This window comes from Vreelandella xerophytica (genome assembly GCF_968048975.1).
In genome coordinates this window covers 1560768-1585951 of record NZ_OZ309106.1, presented here as the reverse complement: position 1 = coordinate 1585951, position 25184 = coordinate 1560768, and the positions used below count along the sequence as shown (strand labels likewise).

General features: G+C 57.7%; 14 protein-coding genes, 2 tRNA genes and 3 rRNA genes. 8 read left to right on the top strand and 11 right to left on the bottom strand.

Annotation, left to right across the window (positions count from 1 at the left end):
- Nucleotides 1–114 precede the first annotated feature (114 nt).
- From xdhA to guaD, 4 genes are read left to right on the top strand one after another with little or no spacing between them, the layout of a single operon-like run.
- Nucleotides 115–1563 (top strand): xanthine dehydrogenase small subunit, encoded by a 1449-nt coding sequence (gene xdhA, locus ACWF8S_RS07520; protein ID WP_447556234.1) that lies wholly within the window; start codon nucleotides 115–117, stop codon nucleotides 1561–1563.
- Nucleotides 1547–3970: a xanthine dehydrogenase molybdopterin binding subunit gene (xdhB, locus tag ACWF8S_RS07515; RefSeq protein WP_447556233.1), complete on the top strand. Its 2424-nt coding sequence runs from the start codon at nucleotides 1547–1549 to the stop codon at nucleotides 3968–3970. Before xdhA ends, xdhB begins: the two co-directional genes overlap by 17 nt.
- Entirely contained in the window at nucleotides 3967–4830 is an 864-nt protein-coding gene (gene xdhC, locus ACWF8S_RS07510) for a xanthine dehydrogenase accessory protein XdhC (protein ID WP_447556232.1), read from the top strand. The genes xdhB and xdhC overlap by 4 nt, the downstream gene beginning before the upstream one ends.
- 6 nt (nucleotides 4831–4836) lie before the next feature.
- Nucleotides 4837–6159 carry a guanine deaminase gene (gene guaD / locus ACWF8S_RS07505; protein ID WP_447556231.1) on the top strand — a complete coding sequence of 441 codons (1323 nt, stop codon included), beginning with the start codon at nucleotides 4837–4839 and terminating at the stop codon, nucleotides 6157–6159.
- Between the two features lie 167 nt (nucleotides 6160–6326).
- On the opposite strand, the gene rrf is transcribed toward guaD, so the two are convergent.
- From rrf to ACWF8S_RS07450, 11 genes are all read right to left on the bottom strand, one after another.
- Nucleotides 6327–6442: ribosomal RNA gene (gene rrf / locus ACWF8S_RS07500) — 5S ribosomal RNA — on the bottom strand.
- Between the two features lie 110 nt (nucleotides 6443–6552).
- Nucleotides 6553–9445, bottom strand: a 23S ribosomal RNA gene (locus tag ACWF8S_RS07495).
- A 243-nt stretch (nucleotides 9446–9688) separates the two neighbouring features.
- Nucleotides 9689–9764, bottom strand: a tRNA-Ala gene (locus ACWF8S_RS07490).
- A 110-nt stretch (nucleotides 9765–9874) separates the two neighbouring features.
- Nucleotides 9875–9951 (bottom strand) — tRNA-Ile (locus ACWF8S_RS07485).
- An 86-nt stretch (nucleotides 9952–10037) separates the two neighbouring features.
- Nucleotides 10038–11570, bottom strand: a 16S ribosomal RNA gene (locus tag ACWF8S_RS07480).
- Together the 16S, 23S and 5S rRNA genes with 2 tRNA genes alongside form the textbook arrangement of a ribosomal RNA operon.
- 277 nt (nucleotides 11571–11847) lie before the next feature.
- The gene (locus ACWF8S_RS07475; protein ID WP_447556230.1) at nucleotides 11848–12846 is read right to left on the bottom strand and encodes an adenosine deaminase; all 999 of its coding nucleotides are present in this window, start codon (nucleotides 12844–12846) and stop codon (nucleotides 11848–11850) included.
- A 28-nt stretch (nucleotides 12847–12874) separates the two neighbouring features.
- Nucleotides 12875–14581 (bottom strand): thiol reductant ABC exporter subunit CydC, encoded by a 1707-nt coding sequence (cydC, locus tag ACWF8S_RS07470; RefSeq protein ID WP_447556229.1) that lies wholly within the window; start codon nucleotides 14579–14581, stop codon nucleotides 12875–12877.
- Nucleotides 14578–16254 (bottom strand): thiol reductant ABC exporter subunit CydD, encoded by a 1677-nt coding sequence (gene cydD, locus ACWF8S_RS07465; protein WP_447556228.1) that lies wholly within the window; start codon nucleotides 16252–16254, stop codon nucleotides 14578–14580. Before cydD ends, cydC begins: the two co-directional genes overlap by 4 nt.
- A 4-nt stretch (nucleotides 16255–16258) precedes the next feature.
- On the bottom strand, nucleotides 16259–17260 hold the full coding sequence (gene cydB / locus ACWF8S_RS07460; RefSeq protein ID WP_447556227.1) for a cytochrome d ubiquinol oxidase subunit II: 1002 nt from the start codon (nucleotides 17258–17260) through the stop codon (nucleotides 16259–16261).
- Between the two features lie 3 nt (nucleotides 17261–17263).
- Nucleotides 17264–18679, bottom strand: coding sequence for a cytochrome ubiquinol oxidase subunit I (locus ACWF8S_RS07455; protein ID WP_447556226.1), 1416 nt, complete (start codon nucleotides 18677–18679; stop codon nucleotides 17264–17266).
- Between the two features lie 202 nt (nucleotides 18680–18881).
- The gene (locus tag ACWF8S_RS07450; protein ID WP_447556225.1) at nucleotides 18882–19856 is read right to left on the bottom strand and encodes a calcium/sodium antiporter; all 975 of its coding nucleotides are present in this window, start codon (nucleotides 19854–19856) and stop codon (nucleotides 18882–18884) included.
- A 166-nt stretch (nucleotides 19857–20022) separates the two neighbouring features.
- Between ACWF8S_RS07450 and ACWF8S_RS07445 the strand changes: the two genes are divergently transcribed.
- The 4 genes from ACWF8S_RS07445 to ACWF8S_RS07430 all read left to right on the top strand — a co-directional run bounded on the left by ACWF8S_RS07445 (nucleotide 20023) and on the right by ACWF8S_RS07430 (nucleotide 25150).
- Entirely contained in the window at nucleotides 20023–21408 is a 1386-nt protein-coding gene (locus ACWF8S_RS07445; protein ID WP_447556224.1) for a PqiA/YebS family transporter subunit, read from the top strand.
- The gene (gene pqiB, locus ACWF8S_RS07440) at nucleotides 21401–23083 is read left to right on the top strand and encodes an intermembrane transport protein PqiB (protein ID WP_447556223.1); all 1683 of its coding nucleotides are present in this window, start codon (nucleotides 21401–21403) and stop codon (nucleotides 23081–23083) included. The genes ACWF8S_RS07445 and pqiB overlap by 8 nt, the downstream gene beginning before the upstream one ends.
- A 12-nt stretch (nucleotides 23084–23095) precedes the next feature.
- Complete coding sequence (locus ACWF8S_RS07435; protein ID WP_447556222.1) at nucleotides 23096–23683, top strand: PqiC family protein; 588 nt, start codon at nucleotides 23096–23098, stop codon at nucleotides 23681–23683.
- Nucleotides 23684–23899: 216 nt separating this feature from the next.
- Nucleotides 23900–25150, top strand: a complete 1251-nt coding sequence (locus ACWF8S_RS07430) for a DEAD/DEAH box helicase (RefSeq protein ID WP_447556221.1) — start codon at nucleotides 23900–23902, stop codon at nucleotides 25148–25150.
- Nucleotides 25151–25184 lie beyond the last annotated feature (34 nt).

The following is a 25184-nucleotide window of genomic DNA, read 5'->3' as shown; positions in this document are numbered from 1 at the left end:
AAATGAGCGCTTTGGCACCTTTTTTGTGCATACAACAAAGTCTTGCATGAGGCTCTTTTTTATCCCAAGCTCTAGCATATTGACCGATTGGTCAGAATAACAAGAGGGATGGCAATGCCGAGCGTCGAATTTCTCCTGAATGGAACGTCAAGACACTGCGATGTGCCACCGGACACCAGCATCTTAACGCTTTTACGCGAGGAACTGGGCTATACGGGAACGAAAGAGGGCTGCGCCTCGGGCGACTGCGGCGCCTGTACCGTGGCGATTCGCAATCCGGACGGCTCACAAGAGAAGTTTTCGAGCCTCAACGCCTGCATCACCCCGGCCCACCAGTTGCACGGTAGACACCTGGTTACCGTGGAGGGGCTCGAAGGGGAAAGCGGCCTGCATCCCGCCCAGCAGACGATGATCGAATGTCACGCCAGCCAATGCGGTTTCTGTACCCCGGGTATCGTGATGTCGCTATTCACTCTTTACAACGGCGCCCCTTCGACACCGCCTTTCTCCAATCAAACTCTGGAGGCGGCCCTGGGGGGCAACCTGTGCCGGTGTACCGGTTATCGCCCCATTCGCGACGCCGCCCTGAAGATGCAAGGCACCCCCTGGCAACCGCCCGCCTGGTACGACGCTTCACTGGATTCAACCAGGACGCCGCCCCCTTCCCCCGAAAGCGATACGGCTTTTTTTACCCGGCCCGGCACGCTCGATGACCTTGTAAAGCTGAAATCACGTTATCCGACGGCAAGACTGGTTGCCGGCGCAACGGATCTATGGCTTGAAACCACCCAACAGCTTTGCACCCTTGAACAGCTTATCGATGTTACCCGGGTGAACGAGCTTCGCCAAATCGAAGAGGCCCGTTTCCAGTCGCAGCCGGGCTGGTGGGTAGGCAGTGCGGTGACCTACACAGAACTTGAAGATCTTCTTGAGCGCCATTTTCCCGCGTTTGCACATCTGCTGGAACGCCTGGGCTCCAGGCAGATTCGAAACCGGGGTACGCTGGGTGGCAATATTGCCAACGCTTCCCCCATCGGCGATACCCCCCCGGTACTTCTGGCTCTGGGGGCCTGGGTGGAACTGGCCGGCCCGGATGGCGCTCGGGAGTTACCGCTCGACCGCTTTTTCATCGATTACAAGAAAACCGTGCTGAACAGCGACGAAGTGATCAGCAGAATCTTTATTCCCGCGCTTGTCGAGAACGCTTCACTGCGCGTATGGAAGCTTTCCAAGCGGCGCGAGGACGATATTTCTGCCGTGCTGGGCGCGTTTCATTTCGTTCTGGAAGATGACGTCCTCAAGCACGTTCGGCTCGGCTTCGGCGGCATGGCGTCAACTTCCAGACGCGCCTTGAATGCCGAAGCCGCCCTTGAGGGTCAACCGCTCACCCAGGCCACTTTTCAGGCCGCTCAGCGGGCGCTTTCAGCAGACTTCCAGCCCATGAGCGATGTCCGCGGCAGTCAGCGCTACCGTGAGCAGGCCGCCGCGAACCTTCTGGAGCGGCTTTATGTAACGCTCTGCACTCCCCACTCGGAGGTGATGCTTAATGCGTACGCTCACTAGAATCGATACTGAAAGCCGCCATGCCCGCCGCGAACTCAAGGATCAGATTACCGGCGATGGGCCGCTGGCTCGACACACCGTGGATAGCAAAGGTCGTCGCCAGGCGGGCTCGTCAAGCTACCATGAAAGCGCGCGAAAACACGTTACCGGCAAGGCAAGCTATATCGACGACCTCAAGACACCGGCGGATACCCTGCATATTGCACTAGGACTCTCTCCGACGGCTCATGGCATCCTGACCTGCCTTGATCTGGAGGCGGTCAGAAAAGCGCCTGGCGTCGTCGATGTCATCACGTTTGGCGATGTCCCCGGACATACCGATATCGGCCCGGTGTTTCCGGGTGACCCGATCTTTGTCGAGAAGGAGATCAGTTACGCCGGGCAGTGTCTGTTCGCCGTAGCCGCGACTTCCTATCAGGCGGCACGCAAGGCCGCAGCACTTGCCCATATCGAAATCGATGAGCAGTCGGCAATTCTGGACCCGGTCACGGCGGTTGAGCACAGCGAGCTGGTTCGTCCCACTCACGTGCAGGCGCGCGGCGAGTGGCGCGAAACGCTAGAAAACGCTGATGACGTCATCGAGGGCGCGCTGTTCGTCGGGGGGCAGGAGCATTTCTACCTGGAAGGCCAGGCCTGTGTGGTCCTGCCTACTGAAGATGAAGGTGTGATGGTTTATACCTCCAACCAGCACCCCAGTGAAACCCAGAAACTGGTTGCCGAGGTGCTGGGCATCCCTTTTCACAGCGTCACCGTCGAGGTTCGACGCATGGGAGGCGGCTTCGGTGGCAAGGAGACCCAGGCTTCACCCTGGGCGTGCATGGCTGCCATCATTGCGCGCCGCACCGGCAAGGCTGCGCGCCTTCGTCTTCCGCGCGTCACCGACATGCAGATCACTGGCAAACGCCACCCCTTTCATAATCGTTACCGGCTGGCCATCGACGAGCGCGGGGTCATCCAGGGTGGCGATATCGATCTCATCGGGGATTGTGGCTACTCACCGGATCTTTCGGACGCCATCGTCGACCGGGCCATGTTTCACGCCGATAACGCCTATTCCCTGGGTGCTGCACGGGTTACCGGTCATCGGGCGAAGACCCATACGGCATCTAATACGGCGTTTCGCGGCTTCGGGGGGCCCCAGGGCATGATGGTGATCGAAGCGGCGATGGACGACATTGCGCGACATATTGGCGAGGACCCGCTTACCGTGCGTAAGCGTAACTTCTATCGCCAGGGTTTTGATATCACCCACTACGGCCAGAAAATCGATCAAATCGCCTTGCTGCATACTCTGGTTGAGACCCTTGAACACGACAGCGACTACTGGAAACGTCGGGAAGCCATTAAAACGTTCAACGACGCGAGTCCCATCATCAAGAAGGGGCTGGCATTGACGCCGGTGAAGTTTGGTATTTCCTTCACCGCGCAGCATCTCAATCAGGCAGGCGCTTTGCTTCATGTCTATACCGACGGCAGCGTGATGATCAATCACGGCGGTACTGAAATGGGCCAGGGGCTGCATACCAAGATATGCCAGGTGGTGGCCCGAGAGCTGGGGCTTGACCTTGACGATGTTCGCATCAGTGCAACGCGTACCGATAAGGTACCGAACACGTCGCCCACGGCGGCTTCGAGCGGGGCGGATCTGAACGGCATGGCCGCTCGTGATGCAGCGGGCAAACTGCGTGAGCGCCTGCTTGATTTCGCAGCGGCTCATTTCGAGGGCGGACTGGACCGGGAAGGCATGCGTCTGGAAGACGGCATGTTGATCGCAGGCCTTGGCGAAAGCGAATATCGCCTGCCCTGGGGCGAACTGGTGCAGACCGCTTACCTGAACCGTGTATCGCTTTCCGAAAAGGGCTTTTACGCCACGCCGTTGATTCATTATGACCGCGCCTTGGGCCAGGGACGCCCTTTCTACTACTACGCGTTTGGGGCGGCCGTCTCTGAAGTCAGCGTGGATACATTGACAGGTGAATATCAGGTGGATCGCGTGGATATTCTTCACGATGTGGGCGATGCACTCAATCCGGCGATCGACATCGGTCAGGTCGAAGGCGGCTTCATTCAGGCCATGGGATGGCTGACCAGCGAGGAGCTCAAGTGGAGCGACAAAGGCGCGCTGCTCAGCAGCAGCGCGGCCACCTACAAGATCCCTACCTTTGGCGATCTGCCGCCGGTATTCAATGTCGCGCTCCTGAAAGGCCACCCCAACTCCATGGCAAGCCTGTATCGCTCCAAAGCGGTGGGCGAGCCACCGTTCATGCTGGGTATCAGCGTCTGGTCGGCGCTTCGCGATGCACTCTCGAGCCTCACGGACTATCATGTATCGCCTGCGCTCGATACACCGGCAACGCCGGAGCGTGTACTGCTCGCCGCTCAAGCGATCAGGCCCCGAGCGCTGTGAACTCTACCTCGCTGACCACCTGGCATGCCGCGCTGGATCACTTTCAGCGAATCGGGGCGGCCCATGTCTTGGCTACCCAGGTGACCGCCATGGGCTCGACACCCCGGGAGCCCGGTGCGCGTATGGTGATAACGCCGGAATGTGTGATTGATACGCTTGGTGGCGGGGCCTTCGAATGGCAGACCATCGAGCTGGCCCGGCGCTATCTGGCTGAAGGAAAGACGGGGTTTCATCTGGAAGCGTTTTCACTGGGCGGACGAAGCGGTCAGTGTTGCGGCGGTTACGTCAATATCCTGCTGGAAGTCTTTCCAGGTTCAGCCTCTCATCTGATCATCTTCGGCGCAGGGCATGTCGGCCAGCACATTGTTTCATTGAGCGCCCCGCTGCCTTGGCAGCGACACTGGTTTGATAGCCGAACGACATTTTTGCAACCATTGGCTGAAGAGCCGCGCCTTGACCGAGTTCTGCTCAGCGATATCACTGGATCGGTTCGAACTCTGCCGGCCTGCAGCCACGTCATCGTCGCCACCCATAGTCACGATGAGGACTATGCCTTGGTAAAAGCGCTCATCGAGCGAAGCGATCTGGGTTCGATCGGCCTGATCGGCTCCGAGAGCAAATGGTCCAGCTTTCAAGGTCGTCTTCAGCGTGCAGGGTACAGCGCAGAGCAGATAGAGCGGGTGCGTTGCCCTATCGGGGCGGTGGGCGGCGCCAAATTTCACGACAAGACCCCTTACGCCATTGCCCTGTCTGTCGTCACCGAGCTTCTCTGGCTCACTGATATCCAGCCCCCTACCTCCAACCGCGGTCTCGACAGCTCATCGCTGCGTCCGCTTTTTCACGACTCTTCACAAGTTTGATGGGACATGACTGCAATCAACGATATCTTTATTCGCGCCGAGCTTTTGAGTTTTGCCGCCAACCCCGGTGAAGACAATACTCCCGTTGCCAACAGCGTCGAACATTTTGAAGATGGCCTCTTGTGGCTCAAGGGTGGGCGTATTCATGCCGTGGATCACTACACCAGCCTGGCATCCCAGCTTCCTTTGAATGCCGACGTACTCGATTATCGCGACAAGCTCATCATGCCCGGGTTTATCGACAGTCATGTGCATTATGTGCAGCTCGATATCATGGCCTCTTACGGTCGTCAGCTGCTGGACTGGTTAAACGAGTACACTTTCCCCGAAGAGTGTCGCTTTCAAAGCGCCGAGCACGCCGAAGCTCTTTCCCAGGCGTTTCTGAACGAAATGCTCCGCGCGGGAACCACGACCGCTCAAGTGTTTGGCTCAAGCCATCCTCCTTCGGTCGATGCTTTCTTTACCGCTTGTCAGAAACGCGGGCTGCGCATGCTTGCTGGCAAGGTCATGATGGATCGCAACGCGCCCGAAGCGCTTCTGGACGGCGCACACGGTGTGGCCGATACCGAACGGCTCATTGCGGACTGGCACGGACGCGACCGTTTGGGCTATAGCGTCACTCCTCGTTTTGCTCCTACCTCGACCCAGACGCAAATGGACGCGGCCGGGGCACTGCTGAGAACCGACCCCACGCTCTGGTTGCAGACCCACCTGGCGGAAAACCGTGGCGAACTTGACTGGGTAGCCGAGCTGTTCCCGAATAGCAAGGACTACCTGGCCGTCTACGAACAGGCGGGACTGGTAAACCCCAAGAGTACCTTTGCCCACGGCGTACACCTGACCGACAGCATGCGACAGCGACTGGCGGGTCGCGGCGCCAATATCGCCTTCTGCCCTAGTTCCAATCTCTTTCTGGGAAGCGGCCTTTTCAATCGTGAAGCGGCCAATCAGGTTGGCATGGCCTTTACCTACGCAAGCGATATTGGTGCAGGTACGGACCTGACCGGTTTCGCCACCTTGAAAAGCGCTTATCAGGTCGGCCAGCTTGGCGGACAGCCGCTGACGGCGTGGCAGGGGTTTTACGGACTCACGCACGGTAATGCCAAGATGCTGTCGCTGGATCACGCTATCGGACAATTACGGCCCTCCCTGGAAGCGGACTTTGTCGTCATCGACCCGTACGCCACCGACCTGTTGACCCGGCGTATCACGCGCTGCACCACACTGGGCGAACGCCTGTTTGCCCTGATGATACTTGCTGACGACCGAGCCATCTTCGAAACCTGGGCTAACGGTCAATGCCAGCACCGGCGTGACAAAGCGGTATAAACCACTAACGGTCATGACCTGCAATAGCATGGAGTAAAGGACAAGAGGAAAGTGTACGGGTGAGGGTTGAGATCTTTACCCCGGCCTTTCCCTCACGCGTCTCTCCCAACCTTGCGCGCATAAAAAAAGCCCCGAACACAGCGTGCTCGGGGCTTTTTCGAAGAGGTGCCTGACGATGACCTACTCTCGCATGGGGAGACCCCACACTACCATCGGCGCGTTGCGGTTTCACTTCCGAGTTCGGCAAGGGATCGGGTGGTTCACGCAGGCTATGGTCGTCAGGCGTAACTTTCAATGTATATCGGCTGACGGTCTTGTGATCGTTCTTTCTTGCGTATCCGGTGCTCTATCGAGCGTCGTTGTCACTGCAGGACCAGACCCCTTGGGTGTTATAGGGTCAAGCCTCACGGGCCATTAGTACACGTTAGCTCAACACCTTGCAGTGCGTCCACACCGTGCCTATCAACCAGCTGGTCTCGCTGGGCCCTTCAGGAGGCTCGAGGCCTCGGGGATGTCTCATCTTGAAGGGGGCTTCCCGCTTAGATGCTTTCAGCGGTTATCCCGTCCGCACATAGCTACCCGGCAATGCCACTGGCGTGACAACCGGAACACCAGAGGTGCGTCCACTCCGGTCCTCTCGTACTAGGAGCAGCCCTTCTCAAACATCCAACGCCCACGGCAGATAGGGACCGAACTGTCTCACGACGTTCTAAACCCAGCTCGCGTACCACTTTAAATGGCGAACAGCCATACCCTTGGGACCGACTTCAGCCCCAGGATGTGATGAGCCGACATCGAGGTGCCAAACACCGCCGTCGATGTGAACTCTTGGGCGGTATCAGCCTGTTATCCCCGGAGTACCTTTTATCCGTTGAGCGATGGCCCTTCCATACAGAACCACCGGATCACTAGAACCTGCTTTCGCACCTGCTCGACGTGTCTGTCTCGCAGTCAAGCACCCTTATGCTCTTGCACTCATTGCACGATGTCCGACCGTGCTGAGGGTACCTTCGTGCTCCTCCGTTACTCTTTGGGAGGAGACCGCCCCAGTCAAACTACCCACCACACACTGTCCTCGATCCGGATAACGGACCTGAGTGAGAACACCGATGATGCCAGGCTGGTATTTCAAGGTTGGCTCCACCCGAACTGGCGTCCGGGTTTCCAAGCCTCCCAGCTATCCTACACAGGCAACATCAGTATCCAGTGTGAAGCTATAGTAAAGGTTCACGGGGTCTTTCCGTCTAGCCGCGGGTACACCGCATCTTCACGGCGATTTCAATTTCACTGAGTCTCGGGTGGAGACAGCGTGGCCATCATTACGCCATTCGTGCAGGTCGGAACTTACCCGACAAGGAATTTCGCTACCTTAGGACCGTTATAGTTACGGCCGCCGTTTACCGGGGCTTCAATCAAGAGCTTCGCCTTGCGGCTAACACCATCATTTAACCTTCCGGCACCGGGCAGGCGTCACACCCTATACGTCCGCTTGCGCGTTAGCAGAGTGCTGTGTTTTTACTAAACAGTTGCAGCCACCTGGTATCTTCGACCGGTTCGGGCTTAGGAAGCGAGTTCCATCACCCTACGCCGGCGTGCCTTCTCCCGAAGTTACGGCACCATTTTGCCTAGTTCCTTCACCCGAGTTCTCTCAAGCGCCTTGGGATTCTCACCCTGACCACCTGTGTCGGTTTGGGGTACGGTCGCACATGATCTGAAGCTTAGAGGCTTTTCCTGGAAGCGTGGCATCAGTGACTTCCTGACCGTGGTCAGTTCGTCTCGTCTCTCGGCCTTGAAAGATCCCGGATTTACCTAGGATCTCAGCCTACCGACTTTCACCAGGACAACCAACGCCTGGCTCACCTAGCCTTCTCCGTCCCCCCATCGCAATCATGTCCGGTACGGGAATATTAGCCCGTTTCCCATCGACTACGCGTTTCCGCCTCGCCTTAGGGGCCGACTCACTCTGCTCTGATTAGCATCGAACAGAAAACCTTGGTCTTCCGGCGAGGGAGTTTTTCACTCCCTTTATCGTTACTCATGTCAGCATTCGCACTCGTGATACCTCCAGCAAGCTTCTCAACTCACCTTCATTGGCTTACACGACGCTCCTCTACCGCTCATCCCTAAGGATGAACCCGTAGCTTCGGTACCTGGTTTAGCCCCGTTACATCTTCCGCGCAGGCCGACTCGACTAGTGAGCTATTACGCTTTCTTTAAAGGATGGCTGCTTCTAAGCCAACCTCCTAGCTGTCTGAGCCTTCCCACATCGTTTCCCACTTAACCAGGATTTGGGGACCTTAGCTGACGGTCTGGGTTGTTTCCCTTTTCACGACGGACGTTAGCACCCGCCGTGTGTCTCCCACGCTGGCACTCACCGGTATTCGGAGTTTGCCTCGGGTTGGTAAGTCGGGATGACCCCCTAGCCGAAACAGTGCTCTACCCCCGGTGGTGATACGTGAGGCGCTACCTAAATAGCTTTCGAGGAGAACCAGCTATCTCCGGGCTTGATTAGCCTTTCACTCCGATCCACAAGTCATCCAAATCTTTTTCAACAGATCCTGGTTCGGGCCTCCAGTTGATGTTACTCAACCTTCACCCTGCTCATGGATAGATCGCCCGGTTTCGGGTCTATATCCAGCGACTGGTCGCCCAGTTAAGACTCGCTTTCGCTACGCCTCCCCTAATCGGTTAAGCTCGCCACTGAATATAAGTCGCTGACCCATTATACAAAAGGTACGCAGTCACCCAACAAGTGGGCTCCTACTGCTTGTACGCACACGGTTTCAGGATCTATTTCACTCCCCTCGCCGGGGTTCTTTTCGCCTTTCCCTCACGGTACTGGTTCACTATCGGTCAGCCAGGAGTATTTAGCCTTGGAGGATGGTCCCCCCGTCTTCAGTCAAGGTTTCTCGTGCCCCGACCTACTCGATTTCACGTGATCAGATTTTCGACTACGGGGCTATCACCCGCTCTGGCCGGACTTCCCAATCCGTTCGTCTAATCAGTCACACGCTTAAGGGCTGGTCCCCGTTCGCTCGCCGCTACTGGGGGAATCTCGGTTGATTTCTTTTCCTCGGGGTACTTAGATGTTTCAGTTCCCCCGGTTCGCTTCCTGGCCCTATAGATTCAGGACAGGATACTGACCTTGTGGTCAGTGGGTTTCCCCATTCAGAGATGTCCGGGTCACAGGTTGTTTGCCACCTCACCGAACCTTATCGCAGGCTACCACGTCTTTCATCGCCTCTGGCTGCCTAGGCATCCACCGTGTGCGCTTCATTGCTTGACCCTATAACCCGAAGGAGTCTGGATCTCGCAATGACAACGATTGCCGGATACGCAAAAACGTATCACAAAACAATTGCATATCGAGATGAGAAGATAAAACAGCGAACTGTCTTCCTATCGTCATTCGATATTGTCAGCATGATATACATTGTTAAAGAGCGACTGTTCAATGAACAGTGATAAGACGGCTTGAAAGCAGCGACTTATCAATGGTCACGAAACAAACAAACGGTAGTGGAGATAATGGTGGAGCCAAGCGGGATCGAACCGCTGACCTCCTGCGTGCAAGGCAGGCGCTCTCCCAGCTGAGCTATGGCCCCATCGTTTTCACAACCTCACCTCTTGTTATAAATTTCTGTGAGACAAGGCAAAATGCGGCGACGTATAGCCTGCTATACGAGGAGCATTTTAACGCAGTATCACAGGAATTTGGTGGGTCTGGGCAGACTTGAACTGCCGACCTCACCCTTATCAGGGGTGCGCTCTAACCAACTGAGCTACAGACCCAAGAGGGGATCGTGCATCAACCGTTTGCTCTATCACTTGATCAGGTAATTCATTGTGAGCGCTTGCCGGGAGGATGACGCATCGTTTAAGGAGGTGATCCAGCCGCAGGTTCCCCTACGGCTACCTTGTTACGACTTCACCCCAGTCATGAACCACACCGTGGTGATCGCCCTCTTGCGTTAGGCTAACCACTTCTGGTGCAGTCCACTCCCATGGTGTGACGGGCGGTGTGTACAAGGCCCGGGAACGTATTCACCGTAGCATTCTGATCTACGATTACTAGCGATTCCGACTTTACGGAGTCGAGTTGCAGACTCCGATCCGGACTGAGACCGGCTTTTCGGGATTCGCTTACTCTCGCGAGTTTGCAGCCCTTTGTACCGGCCATTGTAGCACGTGTGTAGCCCTACCCGTAAGGGCCATGATGACTTGACGTCGTCCCCACCTTCCTCCGGTTTGTCACCGGCAGTCTCCTTAGAGTTCCCACCATTACGTGCTGGCAAATAAGGACAAGGGTTGCGCTCGTTACGGGACTTAACCCAACATTTCACAACACGAGCTGACGACAGCCATGCAGCACCTGTCTCTGCGTTCCCGAAGGCACCCCGGAATCTCTTCCGGGTTCGCAGGATGTCAAGGGTAGGTAAGGTTCTTCGCGTTGCATCGAATTAAACCACATGCTCCACCGCTTGTGCGGGCCCCCGTCAATTCATTTGAGTTTTAACCTTGCGGCCGTACTCCCCAGGCGGTCGACTTATCGCGTTAACTTCGCCACAAAGTGCACAAGGCACCCAACGGCTGGTCGACATCGTTTACGGCGTGGACTACCAGGGTATCTAATCCTGTTTGCTACCCACGCTTTCGCACCTCAGTGTCAGTGTCAGTCCAGAAGGCCGCCTTCGCCACTGGTATTCCTCCCGATCTCTACGCATTTCACCGCTACACCGGGAATTCCACCTTCCTCTCCTGCACTCTAGCCTGACAGTTCCGGATGCCGTTCCCAGGTTGAGCCCGGGGCTTTCACAACCGGCTTGTCAAGCCACCTACGCGCGCTTTACGCCCAGTAATTCCGATTAACGCTTGCACCCTCCGTATTACCGCGGCTGCTGGCACGGAGTTAGCCGGTGCTTCTTCTGCGAGTGATGTCTTTCCTGGCGGGTATTAACCGCCAGGCGTTCTTCCTCGCTGAAAGTGCTTTACAACCCGAAAGCCTTCTTCACACACGCGGCATGGCTGGATCAGGCTTGCGCCCATTGTCCAATATTCCCCACTGCTGCCTCCCGTAGGAGTTCGGGCCGTGTCTCAGTCCCGATGTGGCTGATCATCCTCTCAGACCAGCTACGGATCGTTGCCTTGGTGAGCCGTTACCTCACCAACCAGCTAATCCGACATAGGCTCATCCGATAGCGGGAGCCAAGGCCCCCTTTCTCCCGTAGGACGTATGCGGTATTAGCCTGGGTTTCCCCAGGTTATCCCCCACTACCGGGTAGATTCCTATGCATTACTCACCCGTCCGCCGCTCGTCGGCATCCAGCAAGCTGGACCCGTTACCGCTCGACTTGCATGTGTTAAGCCTGCCGCCAGCGTTCAATCTGAGCCATGATCAAACTCTTCAGTTTAAAATCATTGTGATCCTTGCGTGCTGACTCACGGACTAGCCGAAAGTCGCAAAAGCAGATCAAACTTGGCTCAAGGTTCAAACGAATTTGAAGAATTCGAAAATCCTTCTCAGTGCGCTTGCCTTGATATTAGGTGACTTGTCACCCTCATCGGCAAACGCCCACATGAATTACCTGATCAAATTGTTAAAGAGCTGTCGAAGGGCGCTGCCCGTTCGATGTGGGGCGTATTCTACCCACTTCTAGATATCCGTCAACCCTGCGACGTGCCCTTTTCTCAATTAATTGCTTGCTCGAGGCGATCCATCAATACTCGGCGGCGCTCTTCACTGGTAAACGCTTCTTCAAGCGCATTACGATTGAGCTGGTAAAACGTTTCTTTATTCCAGCCAAACGCTTCATGACAAGCAATATGATTGGTCAGAAGACCGCCCCCAAAGTAGGCCGGGTCGTCTGAACTTATGGTGACTTTCAAGCCTTCCTCGATCAGCCTGGGTAGCGGATGCTCGCTTAACTGGTCGACCACCTTCAAGCAGACGTTTGAAAGCGGGCAGACGGTCAGCACGGTTTGCTGCCTGCGAAGGCGCTCGACCAGTCGGCTATCGTCAAGGCAACGAACGCCGTGATCCACACGCGTGACATCAAGCTCATCAAGGGCCTGGTAAATATAGTCTGCCGGCCCCTCTTCTCCTGCATGGGCGACACAACGAAGACCCTCTTCACGAGCGCGTTCGAAAAGTGCCTTGAACCTGGCAGGCGGGTTATCGCGCTCGGCACTGTCCAGGCCGACGGCGTCCAGATGCTTCCAGTAAGGGGCGGCCTGCTCGAAGACACTCAACGCTTCTTTAGCTGCGCGGTCGCGCAGAAATGCCATGATGATTCCAATGGAAAGATCAAGCGAGGTCTCGGCCTCTTGCTTGGCTTCGAGAAGCCCCGCCATGACCACATCCAAGGTGACACCACGACTTAAATGCGCCTGAGGGTCAAAATGCATATCGATATGGACAACGCCTTCGTCTCGCGCCCGTTTGAAGTACTCGATCGCCAGCTCATAGAAGTCTTGGCGAGTGTGCAGTACGTCCATACCCTGATAGTAGAGATTCAAGAAGCCTTGGAGGTCTTCAAACTGATAGGCCGTCTTGACCTCTTCAATGGTGGCGTAAGGAAGCGCTATACCGTTGCGTCTGGCAAGCCTGAACATCAGCTCAGGCTCGATGGTGCCTTCAATATGCAGATGGAGCTCTGTCTTGGGCAATTGGCGTAGATACTCGTGCATAGTACTTCCTTCGATAGCTGGCACGGCACTAGGAACGGGAGGACATCAACCGACCGTGGCATAGCGAATAACTATACGTGAGCCCGGGAAGCAGCGATACATCGTCAATTTGGTGGATAAAGTAGATAGCTGTCCTGTTGTTCAACCAGCGATCCAGAGAGGCTGCCAGATGCCCGGCAGTGGCAGCGTCCACGCCGGCGAAGGGTTCATCAAGAAGCACTACCTGTGGGTCACGCAAGAACAGCCTTGCCAACGCCACTCGCCGGGCCTGCCCCCCCGAAAGTTGACGCCCCTTCTCCCCTACCGGAGTCTGAAGTCCCTTGGGCTGTCGACGCGCCCAAACATCGAGCGCTACAAGTTCAAGCACCTGCCAAAGCGCCTGATCATCAGCCGACTCATCAGCCAGGCGCAAATTGTCGGCAAGGGTGCCATCAAAAAGATCTACCTGCTGGGAAAGAAACGCAAAGCGCTGGGCACGCTCTTGCGGGGCGATCCGATAGGGCGATTGCCCGGCGATATCGATGTACCCTCGAGTCGGTGCAATTCGCCCCATGATCATATGCGCAAGCGTTGACTTGCCCGCTCCGGAAACCCCGGTAATCGCTACGCGCGCGCCTGCCGCCACGCTGAATGATACCTCTTTCAGCGCATGTTCAAGCATCGAGGGGTAACAGTAGCTTACCTCTTCAAGGGCTATGGCATAGCCGTTGGCTCTTTCAGGTAGCGTGGTGAAAGCCGTCTCTTCGACCGAAGTCGGCGTGAGCTGATTCAACCGTTGAACGCTTGCATAGTTTGCCCCCACCTTGATGAAGGCAGCGGGCAGCGCAGTAAATATCTCGCTACTTCCCAGCACGACTAGAAGCACCATGACCAGGATAGGCGCGCTCACCTCACCCGCCACGAATGCCGGGCCTGCCAGCCAAAGCACCCCTACCAGCAGCGCTCCACAAACCAGCAGGATCAAAGCGTTCCCCAGCGCAGACTTGAACGCCAGAGAGCGCTGATTGATTCGGGCGCGCGCCTCGAGCGCATCGATCTTTTGCTGGTGCCAGCGGCCTGTTTGATAGCTCACAAGCTCGGCGCAAGCCTGAATCTGATCAAGCACCAGATTGCGCAATACATCTTGATCGCGCACCTGCTGATAACTCTGCTGAAAGCCTAGCCAGGCAGAGCCCAGTGTCAGCGTCCCCCAGAGCACACCCAGGGCCAGCCCGACCCCAAGCGCCACCAAGGGCAACCAGATCGCGATGAATAGTGACACCACCACGATGGCCACGAGCGCTACCAAAGGCGGAATCAAAAGTCGCAGATAGAGATTATCCAGCGTATCGATATCCGCGGTGAGTCGGGTCAACCAGTCGCTTGCTCGGCGCCGCCCAAGGGCGGCGGCGTCCAGATGGGTCAGGTAGCCAAACACCTTGAAGCGCAGGTCGGCCAGAAGCGTCAGCACCATGTTGTGATTATAAAGACGCTCGAGATAGCGGGCGACGGTGCGCAACAGCGCGAAAAAGCGGATGCCACCGCCGGGCACATAGATATCGAGGGTTGAAGGGATCCCCGCTGCCAACGCAAGACCCGCCAGCGCGCAGGCGGCAATGAACCATCCGGAGAGGCCGAGCAGGGCCAGGCCCGCCAGCAGCGTCACAAGCACCAGCAGCGCACCGACGACCAATGGCCGGCGTCGCCGGGTCAGCAGAAACAGCCATGGCTTGAACGCTAGAAAAAGCTCTTTCATGCATCGACCTCGCAAACCAGACCGTTATCGCAGCGAAGGTGACGGGCCGCCATCGCCAGCACCTGCTGATGATGGGTCGCAATGACCAACGTACGGCCCTCCCTGACCCACTCCTGAAGGGCTTGGGTGACCAGCGCCTCCGTGGTGGCATCCAGGTTTGCCGTGGGCTCATCGAGCAACAAAAGCGGCGCCGGGCTCAGGTAGATGCGCGCCAGCGCCAGTCGCTGGGCCTGGCCTCCCGACAGCCCCACCCCGCGTTCGCCAAGCGGCGTGCTCAGCCCCTCGGGCAGCGCCGCCAAAAGCTCTTTCAGCCCTGCGCGATGAAGTGCATCGAGCATGGCTTTTTCACTGGCGTCGGGGTTGGCCAGCATCAGATTCTCGGAAAGACTGCCCTGAATCAGACAAGGGTTCTGATCAAGCCAGGCGACGCCGAGCGCCTCCCGGCGACGAAGCTCACCTTGTTGAGGTGCCATGAATCCGGCCAGAAGCGCCAGAAGCGATGACTTGCCGCTTCCTGAAGGCCCGGTCAAGGCCACCACATCGCCTTGCTCGAGGCAAAAAGAGACATCGCACAGTACGGGTTCGGCGTTGCTGTAACCGATATCCGCCCCGCTGAGCTCGCAAAGCGTACCCGACGTTGAGGGAGCGCTTGTCCGCTCGACCATTCCCTCGGGCTCATTGAGGATGAACACCAGGCTTTCAGCAGCGCCCAGCGCCGTGGCCCGGTCATGGTAGTGTTGAGAGAGGGTACGCAGAGGTTGAAAAAACTCCGGCGCCAGCAGCAGCACGGCAAGTCCGGAAAAGAGTGTGAGCGCCGGGGCCGGCCCGTAGTCGATATAGCCAAGCAGACCGAAGCCGACGTACATGGCCACCACGGCAATCGCCACGGAAGCGAAGAACTCGAGAACCGCTGAGGAAAGAAACGCAAGCCGCAGTGTTTTCATGCTCAAACGGCGATACTCATCGGTTGCATACCAGACATCACACCGCGCTTTCGCTGTCTGCCCGAAAAGCTGCAGCGTGCTCATGCCCCGCACGCGATCCACGAAGTGAGCGGAAAGTCGCGAGACAGCACTGAACTGCTCACGATTCAAGCGCTCAGCCCCCATACCGACCAACGCCATGAAAAGTGGAATCAGCGGTGCAGAAAGCAATAGAAAGATCACGACCAGATAGTCAAACGCCCCCACGATGCAGACGATCAACAGTGGCAGCAGCATGACGATACGCAGTTGAGGATGGAAACGGGCGAAGTAGCCTTCCAGCGCGTCCACGTGCTCGACGGCCTGGGTAGCCAGTGCCCCGCTCTGATGCCTGGTAAGCCAGAGAGGGCCGAGGGCGGCAAGCTTGTTCAGCAGCTCTTTTCGAACCCGCTGACGAATGCGCAGGCTTGCCTCCAGCCCCAGAACCTCCTGGCCCCATTGGCATAGCGCGCGCAAAGCCACCAGCAGTAGAAGTGTTGAAAAGGCCCCGGTCAATGTTGCCAGGGGCCGGGACTGAACCACGATTTGCTCGACCAGCCAGGCCAGCCCCACCAAGAACGCGGCGGTACTGGCGCCGGCTAACACCCCGCATGCCGCCGCACCCACCAGCCGTTCTTGTTCTTGTTGGGCCAGTGCTTTCAGAAATTGGCGCGGCGTCATATGCGTGGGGTTGACGTTTTCACCCCTCATGATATCAGTGGTACCCCTCGCCCACGCGCACCTTGCCCCGGAAGACCCAGTAGGTCCATGCGGTGTACACAAGGATCACCGGAATGACAAACAGCACGCCAATCAGAAGAAAGAGCTGAGATTCAGGCGCTGACGCCGCATCCCACAAGGTGTAGTTGGGCGGAACGATCATCGGCCACTGGCTCACGATCAGGCCCAGGTAAGTGGATACATAGATACCGATGGTAGCGAGAAAAGGATAGCTTTCACGACGCTGCTTCACCGACCTGAACACCAGGAAGGCAAACAATAATGCCATGGCCGGGAAGATCCAGATCAAGCGAAGATTACCGAACCAGCGCTCCCAGACAACCTGGTTCACGAAAGGCGTCCAGACACTGACGATGGCGAAGACGATCAATACTATTGCCAGCAGAATGGGGGTGATCTTGTACGCCCAGTCCTGCACATGGCCTTCGGACTTCAGGATCAGCCAGGTCGAGCCAAGCAGCGCATAGCCTGCCATCAACCCCAGCCCGGTCAGAACGGTAAACGGTGTCAGCCAGTCAAACGCGCCGCCGGTGTAAACGAAATTCTCGGTTTGAAACCCCTGGATATAGGCCCCCACGACAACCCCTTGCGCGAAGGTTGCCAATGCTGACCCCCAGCTAAAGGCACGGTTCCACCAATGACGGTTACGGTGTGACTTGAAGCGGAACTCAAACGCGATACCGCGAAAGATCAGGCCGGCCAGCATCAGAAACACACCCAGGTAAAGCGCGGGTAGAAAGATCGAGTAAACCAGGGGAAACGCCGCCAGCAAACCGGCGCCTCCGAGTACCAGCCAGGTTTCATTGCCATCCCATACTGGCGCGATGGAGTTCATCATGACATCCCGAGAGTCTTCGTCCGGGGCGAACGGAAACAGGATACCCAACCCTAGATCGAAGCCATCCATCAGCACGTACATGATGACGCCAAACCCGATGATCCCCGCCCAGATAATTGATAGATCAAACATTTCCATGAGTTAGCTCCTTACCGGCTCAGCATCGTCATCAAAGGGAGTATGCGCGGCGGAAAGTGGACGCTTGGGACGGTTTGCATCCGGGTCGATTTCAGCCTGCACTTGCGCGGGAAGCATACCGTTACGCACTACGCGAGTGAGATAGTAGATACCGGCGTAGAACACCAATGCGTAAACCAGTACGTAGCCAATCAGCGTGGTAAGCGCCATCCATCCAGTCAGCGACGGAGTGACACCCTGGGCATGGGTCATGATGCCGTAGACAAGCCACGGTGCCCGACCCGATTCGGTCACGATCCAACCAGCCAACACGGCAATGAACGGTAGTGACACCATGCCCACCAGGGTCTTGAGGAAAAGTTCGCTTTCGTAAATTCGGCCGCGACGGCGCAGAAGCAAACCAGCAAGAGATACGGCGATCATGGCAAGCCCGATACCGACCATCACCCGGAACGACCAGAATACCAGCGCGACGGGGGGCTGCTCTTCCGGTGGCGCCTCGTTGATTCCGGGAATTTCGCCATCGATGGAGTGTGTCAGAATGATGCTTGCAAGATTTGGGATACCCAGCGCGAAGCGGTTGTTCTGAGCCGCCTGATCGGGCACCGCGAAGAGCAGAAGCGGTACGTTCGTGGCGGTTTCCCAGTGTCCTTCCATTGCGGCCAGCTTGGTGGGCTGATACTCGAGAGTATTCAAGCCGTGATAATCACCAATCACCGCCTGGGCCGGGGTGAGAAAGAGCAGCATCCACAAGCACATGGACAGTGCACGCCGATTGGCCTGAACATCGCGGCCGCGCAGCAGGAACCAGGCACTGATACCGGCAACCACAAACCCGCCAGTGATAAAGGACGCCATGGCCATGTGAGCGAAGCGATACGGGAAGGAAGGATTGAAGATCGCCTCCATCCAGGAGGTCACGTGGAAGCGATTATCGATCAGCTCGACCCCGGCAGGTGTTTGCATCCAGCTATTGGCCGAGAGGATCCAGAACGCGGAGATAAAGGTACCCGTCGCCACCATGATCGCAGAAAGAAGGTGTATTCCTTCGGGCACTTTCCCCCGACCGAAAAGCAGAACACCCAGAAAGGCCGCTTCCAGGAAGAAGGCTGTCACCACTTCATAGCTGAGCAATGGCCCTATGAAGTTGGAGGCCGCCAGGGAGAAGTTGCTCCAGTTGGTACCAAACTGGAAGGACATGACGATGCCCGAAACAACGCCCATGGCAAACACCACGGCAAACACCCTGGTCCAGAAAAGCGCCAGACGATCCCAGGCGGCGTTTTGGGTCTTGAAGAAAAGCCCGTGCAGCAGCGCAATATAGGAAGCCAAGCCTATGGTGAAGACCGGGAAGATAGTATGAAAACAAACAATGAATGCGAATTGTATTCGCGACAGCATTAAGGGGTCGAGTTCCATGACACTCTCCTGAAACCGGGAATAGGTATGACGCCCATGGGTAGCAACAGCCTGGTCACGGTTGTACTGCTAGTTTTTCTTATTTAGACCAAGCTTATCTTTACTCATGGGCTCATCTTACCCTCTGGCGTCACGGGTTACACTGCCCTGTACTCGCTAATGATAGGTCGCATTGACGCATATCAAGTAAATTAAACATTCGTTAGCTTATTAAAACGATACTGATCATGTACGCGGTGTAGCCCACGAAAAACGCGAACAGCACGCCGCCCTCCACGCGATTGATACGCCGTGGCCGGCCGCGCCAGGAAAAGGCGAAAAGCACCATCAAGAGCGTCATGCAGGTCATCACGCTCCAATCGCGTACCAGCACCTCGCGCCCGGCCTCAATGGGTGCGATGACGCCGGCAAGCCCCACCACCGCCAGGCTATTGAAGAGATTGGAACCCACCACGTTGCCCAGTACCATATCGTGCTCTTTACGACGCAGCGCGCTGATGCTCGAGGCAAGCTCGGGTAACGACGTGCCCACCGCCACCACGGTCAAGCCAATGATCAGATCACTTACGCCAAAGGAGGCCGCTATTTCAACGGCCCCCCATACCAGCATGCGCGAGCTGGCAATCAAAAGCACCAGGCCTGTCAGCGTCCAGGCAATGGACTTGCCCCGGGACATGGGTTTGCTTTCAAGTGTCTGGGTCACGTCATCGATCAGCGGGTCACTTTGCTTTGCCCGCGAACGCCAGATGCTGAAGCCGATAAACAGTACCAGCGCCACCAGCAGGATGATCGCCTCAATGCGAGTAACCCAGCCATCGAAAAGCATATAACCCGTCAGCAGCATCGCCCCGACCAGAAGCGGCATCTCTTTACGAATCACGCTTGAGTGCACTGCCAGAGGCGCCATCAAGGCCACGAAACCCAGTACCAGACCGATATTGGCGATGTTGGAGCCATAGGCATTACCCACCGCCAGGCCAGGGTTGCCTTGAAGCGCCGCCAATACCGAAACCATCATTTCAGGGGCGGAAGTACCAAAGCCAATCACCAGCATGCCGATCAATAGCGGAGAGAGCCCCAGCCACCTGGACGTGGCGGCGGCGCCATCGATGAATTTTTCAGCACTCCAGACAAGCAGCACCAACCCGATCACGACAGCGAGAGAGGCGAGCAACATGGGGGTTCCTTGATTAATGAGGGCAAAGAAGGCGAAAGCGTCTGCATCGTTGTCTAAGCTGGTACACAGGTCAAGCATCATATCGATCCAAACGCGGCGACAGGCGTTTGACAGCTTTGCCCTGCCAACGTATTAATCGATCATCAAGTATCTCGAGACTATCTGATTGCGCGAATTCCATTTCAACAAGCGGCCCTCACTGCCGATTTCACCCCCTCTGGTCGACAGTCAGCCCCCGGAAACGCGGCTGACGCGTCGGCGTCTTCGTGCCTGTCACGAGTGCGACTGGGTCTCGGCCCTGCCCCCGTTGGACTCCGGCGAGAAAGCCGGCTGCCCACGCTGCTCGCACACGCTGGTGAAACGTCACCGCTATCCCGCCCAGCGCAGCATGGCGCTGGCCATTGCATCACTGATTGCACTGATCGTTGCCGTGTCGTTTCCGTTTGTCAGCTTCAACGTCAGCGGCGTGAGCAATCGCATTGAACTTTCTCAGACCGCCACCACGCTCATCGCCTTTCATCAGCCCATCGTGGCCATTGCAGTGATCATGACCATTGTCGTGTTGCCCGCGCTCTATCTTATCGGCGTGATCTGGCTTCAATACGGGCTGCTGCGGGGGCGCCCCATGCCTTTCAGTCGTGATATCGCCCGCTCGCTTGCCCATTTCATCCCCTGGATGATGGCGGACGTTTTTATCATTGGCGCGCTGGTAAGCCTTATCAAGATAGCCGGACTGGCCCAGATCGAGCTGGGAATTTCCTTCTGGGCATTTTGTATCTTCGCCATCTTGCTGCTGAAGACCAGCCAGTCCCTGGATGCCGACTGGATGTGGTTTTCACTTGAAGGCGAACCCCTGGCGCCCGAGGGTACCCAGACCGGCACCACCGCCGCCGCCCAGGGAGTCACTGGCTGCCCTACCTGCGGACTGGTCAATCGCATGTCCGCAAGCGGCAAGGCGCGCTGCGTGCGTTGTCATGAAAAGTTGCACAAGCGCCTGCCGCAAAGCCTGCAGCGCACCTGGGCACTGCTGTTCGCGGCCACTGTCATGTATATTCCGGCTAACGTTTACCCTATCATGACCACCACCAGTCTAGGCAGCAGCTCGAATTCCACGATCATCGGCGGCGTGGTTCAGCTTATTCAAATGGGTTCATGGCCGGTAGCGGCGGTCATCTTTATTGCCAGCGTTATCGTGCCGGTGGGCAAGCTTTTCGCGCTTGCCTGGCTTTGTCTGGTCATACGACGCAGCAGCGAGTTGAACGCCCAGAGCCGTACACGGCTTTATCGACTGACCGAGTTTATTGGCCGCTGGTCGATGGTCGATGTATTCGTGGTGGCCGTTCTGGTCGCCCTGATTCGCGCAGGTTCGTTGATGTCGATCACCCCAGGGCCTGCGGCCCTCGCCTTCGGCTCGGTGGTCGTGCTGACCATGCTGGCCGCCATGACTTTTGACCCGCGCCTACTATGGGACGCCTCTCCCACTCGAGCGGCCCGGCTAAGACGCGCTACCCGGTTTAAAAAAATAGAGACCAAGGAATCAGTGGATGGCTGACGATCTACCCCCGAATGATACCCCTCCAACCGAAGAGAACGACCTGCACCGGGCCAGACCGTCCCGCCAGACACGGCTGTCGCCGATATGGATCGTGCCGATCGTGGCCGTCATTATCGGTCTATGGCTTGTGTATGATAACTACACCAGTCGCGGCACGCTGATCACCCTGACTACCAATAACGCCGAGGGGATCGAAGCCGGCAACACCTTGATTCGAAGCCGCAACGTCGAGATAGGCCTGGTGCAGAGCGTGCGTTTGTCCGACGATCTTTCCCATGCGGTAATGACGGCACGTGTGCAACCCGAAGCCGAAGCGATGCTGCGTGAAGACAGCCGCTTCTGGGTGGTCAAGCCGCGCATTGGACGCGAAGGTATCAGCGGTCTGGGGACGGTGTTGTCGGGTGCCTATATACAGCTTCAGCCCGGACGCTCGGAGGAACCACGCCGGGAGTTCGAGCTAAGCGACGTGCCGCCGGTAGCCGTGGCAGGTCAGGCGGGGCTGCAGATCAGCCTGGTCAGCCAACTGGGCAATTCGCTTCGCGTGGGCGACCCGGTCTCCTACCAGGGCTATACCGTGGGCCGAGTGGAAGATAACCGCTTCGACCCTGAGTCTCGCACCATGCAGCACCAGGTATTTATCGAGGAGCCCTACGCTCAGCTGGTTACCGAGAGTACGCGCTTCTGGACCTCCAGCGGCATCGACTTTCGCCTTGATGCCAACGGCGTGAGAGTGAACGTGGAGTCCATCGAAGCGCTGCTGGGGGGCGGTGTGACATTTGGCGTACCCGAGGATCTGCCCATGGGCAGGCCGGTAAGCAACAACGCCCGCTTCACGCTTTACACCGACGAGGACGACGCTCGCGAAGGGACGTTCAATCGCTACCTGGAGTACGTGCTGCTGGTGGATGACACCGTGCGCGGTCTTTCCCGCGGGGCGCCGGTGGAATTTCGCGGCGTACGCATGGGCAGCGTTGTGGCGGTGCCCTGGAACTTTACCGCGCCACAGCCCAATGCGCGCGCCCAGTTCGCCATCCCGGTCTTGATTCGTATCGAGCCGCAACGTCTGGGTATCGAAAGCGACGATATCGATCTCGAAGAGTGGGAGACGCGATTCAATCGCATGTTCGATCTCGGCCTTCGCGCTTCGCTTAAAAACGGTAACCTGCTGACCGGCGCGCTGTTTGTCGATCTCAACTTCCAGCGCGATCTGGCCGGTGATCATGCGCTGGAAATGTTCTCCGAACGTACGGTCTTCCCCACCGTGGCCGGCGGTTTTGCGCAAATCCAGGCTCAGGTCACAAACCTTCTGGACAAGCTCAACGCGCTGGAAGTCGAGCCATTGCTGGCCGGGCTTGATCGCAACCTGCAGGCCTCCGAAAGCGTGCTCAACGAAGTCAGAGAGGTCAGCACCTCGCTCAACACCCTGCTAAGCGACCCGCAGACCCAGGCCCTGGGCGCTAACGTGAACGCCACGCTCGAAGAGCTTCGCGCAACGATCGAAGGCCTTTCACCCGCCTCGCCGGCGTACCAGGATCTTACCTCGGCGATCGAGCGTCTTGACCGCTTGATGCGCGACTTGCAGCCGCTGACCCGCACGCTCAATGAAAACCCCCGGGCGCTGCTTTTCGACAATCTGGACGCGGAAGACCCGATTCCGCGGGCACCCCGGTAAAAGGACGACGCCATGCGCTATTGGACGCTGAAATATGTAACCCTGCTGGGGCTTGGCCTGATGATGAGTGGCTGCGCCTCGAGCGTATCGCCCCCGGCGCGCTACATGCTGCCCGCCGCTCAGGTCACAAGCCCGGCGACCACCACCGAGCATACTCTGCAAGTACGTATGCCCCGGCTTGCTCACTACCTGGACGTGGACGGCATCGTCATGCAGCTTGACGACATCACCCTGAACGCGGCCCGCGAGCACCAGTGGGCGGAAGAGCTGGGCCGACAGCTCGAGCGCGCCCTGCGCGGGCGACTTTCCCAGGAACTCCCTCTTGTTCAAGTGGTGCGTGCCGAGGGCCGCCAGGACGGCGCATTGACACTCGCCATTGAAGTCGATCAGTTCCAGGGCCGTTACGACGGTAACGCCGTGGCCAGCGGCCAATGGCAGCTTCGCGGTGCCAACAATCAGCTGCTGGCGATGGAAAGCTTCTCGGTCGAAACCGAGCTTCGCCAGGACGGTTACCCGGCGCTGGTGCGCGCCCTGGGCCAAAGCCTGGACGAGGTGGCCACGGACATCGCCGGGGAGCTTCGAACCGGCGGCTATTTCTAGTCTTTCACACTCTTCTTGCGCCGGGGCTTGCGCCCGGCGCAAGGGGTATCGCCAGGGCGTTAAAAACGCCCCAAACTCAAATCCCCCTCGCAGCCAGGCGCGCTATCTGGCAAACTTCGCTGCCGCGCGGTGCTTACCCGCGTGCTTTTAACCTATTTAGAACCCTAGCCTGGTAACAGCGCACCCGCGCTCTTGCTGTGCAATGGCGGAGAACGCATGAGCTTTACGGAACTTGGTCTGCAGGACGACTTACTACGCGCCATTAGCACTCAAGGCTATACCCAGCCCACCCCCATTCAGCTGAAAGCCATTCCCCTGGTGCTGGCTGGGCGCGATCTGCTGGCCAGCGCCCAAACCGGTACGGGCAAGACGGCGGGCTTTACGCTGCCCATGTTGCAGCTACTCAATACCGGCAAGCGCCCGGGCAAGCGACAGGTGCGCGCGCTGGTGCTTACCCCCACCCGCGAGCTGGCCGCCCAGGTCGGCGAAAGCGTCACCGATTACGGCAAGTACCTGTCGCTCAAGTCGCACATCATCTTTGGCGGCGTGGGCCAAAACCCGCAAGTGGAAGCGCTCAAGGGCGGCCTTGACGTACTTATCGCCACGCCCGGGCGACTGATGGATCTGCAGCAACAAGGCCACGTGGATCTTTCCCAGGTCGAGATTCTGGTGCTCGACGAAGCCGATCGCATGCTCGACATGGGCTTCATTCACGACATCAAGCGCATTTTGAAACTGCTGCCGAAAAAACGTCAGAACCTGCTGTTCTCTGCCACCTTCTCCAACGAGATTCAGACGCTGGCAACTCAGCTGCTGGATAATCCGGCGCTGGTCGAAGTCGCGCCGCGCAACACGACCGCAGAGAAGATCGCCCAGACCATCTACCAGGTGGATCGCGATAAGAAGCGCGAACTGCTGGCGCATCTGATTACCCAGCATGGCTGGTTCCAGGTACTGGTATTTACCCGCACCAAACATGGTGCCAACCGCCTGGCCGAGCAGCTTTCCAAGCAGGATATTCCGGCGATGGCCATTCATGGCAACAAGAGCCAGGGTGCCCGCACCCGGGCGCTGGGCGCGTTCAAAAGTGGTGACCTGCAGGTACTGGTCGCCACTGACATCGCCGCCCGGGGCCTGGATATCGATGAGCTGCCCTTCGTGGTCAACTTCGATCTGCCCAATGTGGCCGAGGACTACGTGCACCGTATCGGGCGCACGGGGCGGGCAGGCAGCGATGGCGAGGCGGTATCGCTGGTCTGCGTGGACGAGCACGCGCTTTTGACCGGTATTGAACGACTGATCAAGCAGACACTGCCCAAAAAGATCGAGCCCGGCTTCGAACCCGACCCCAACGCCAAGCCGCAGCCGATTGAAAATGGCCGCCGCGGGCAGCGCAAGCCGTCAGGCCGGCGTCCAGAGCAAAGCGCCAAGCCCGGTAATGCTTCGCGCCGGGGTGCTCGCCGCTAGCGCAAGCCAGGGCAATATGCGAAGGTTAGCTGTT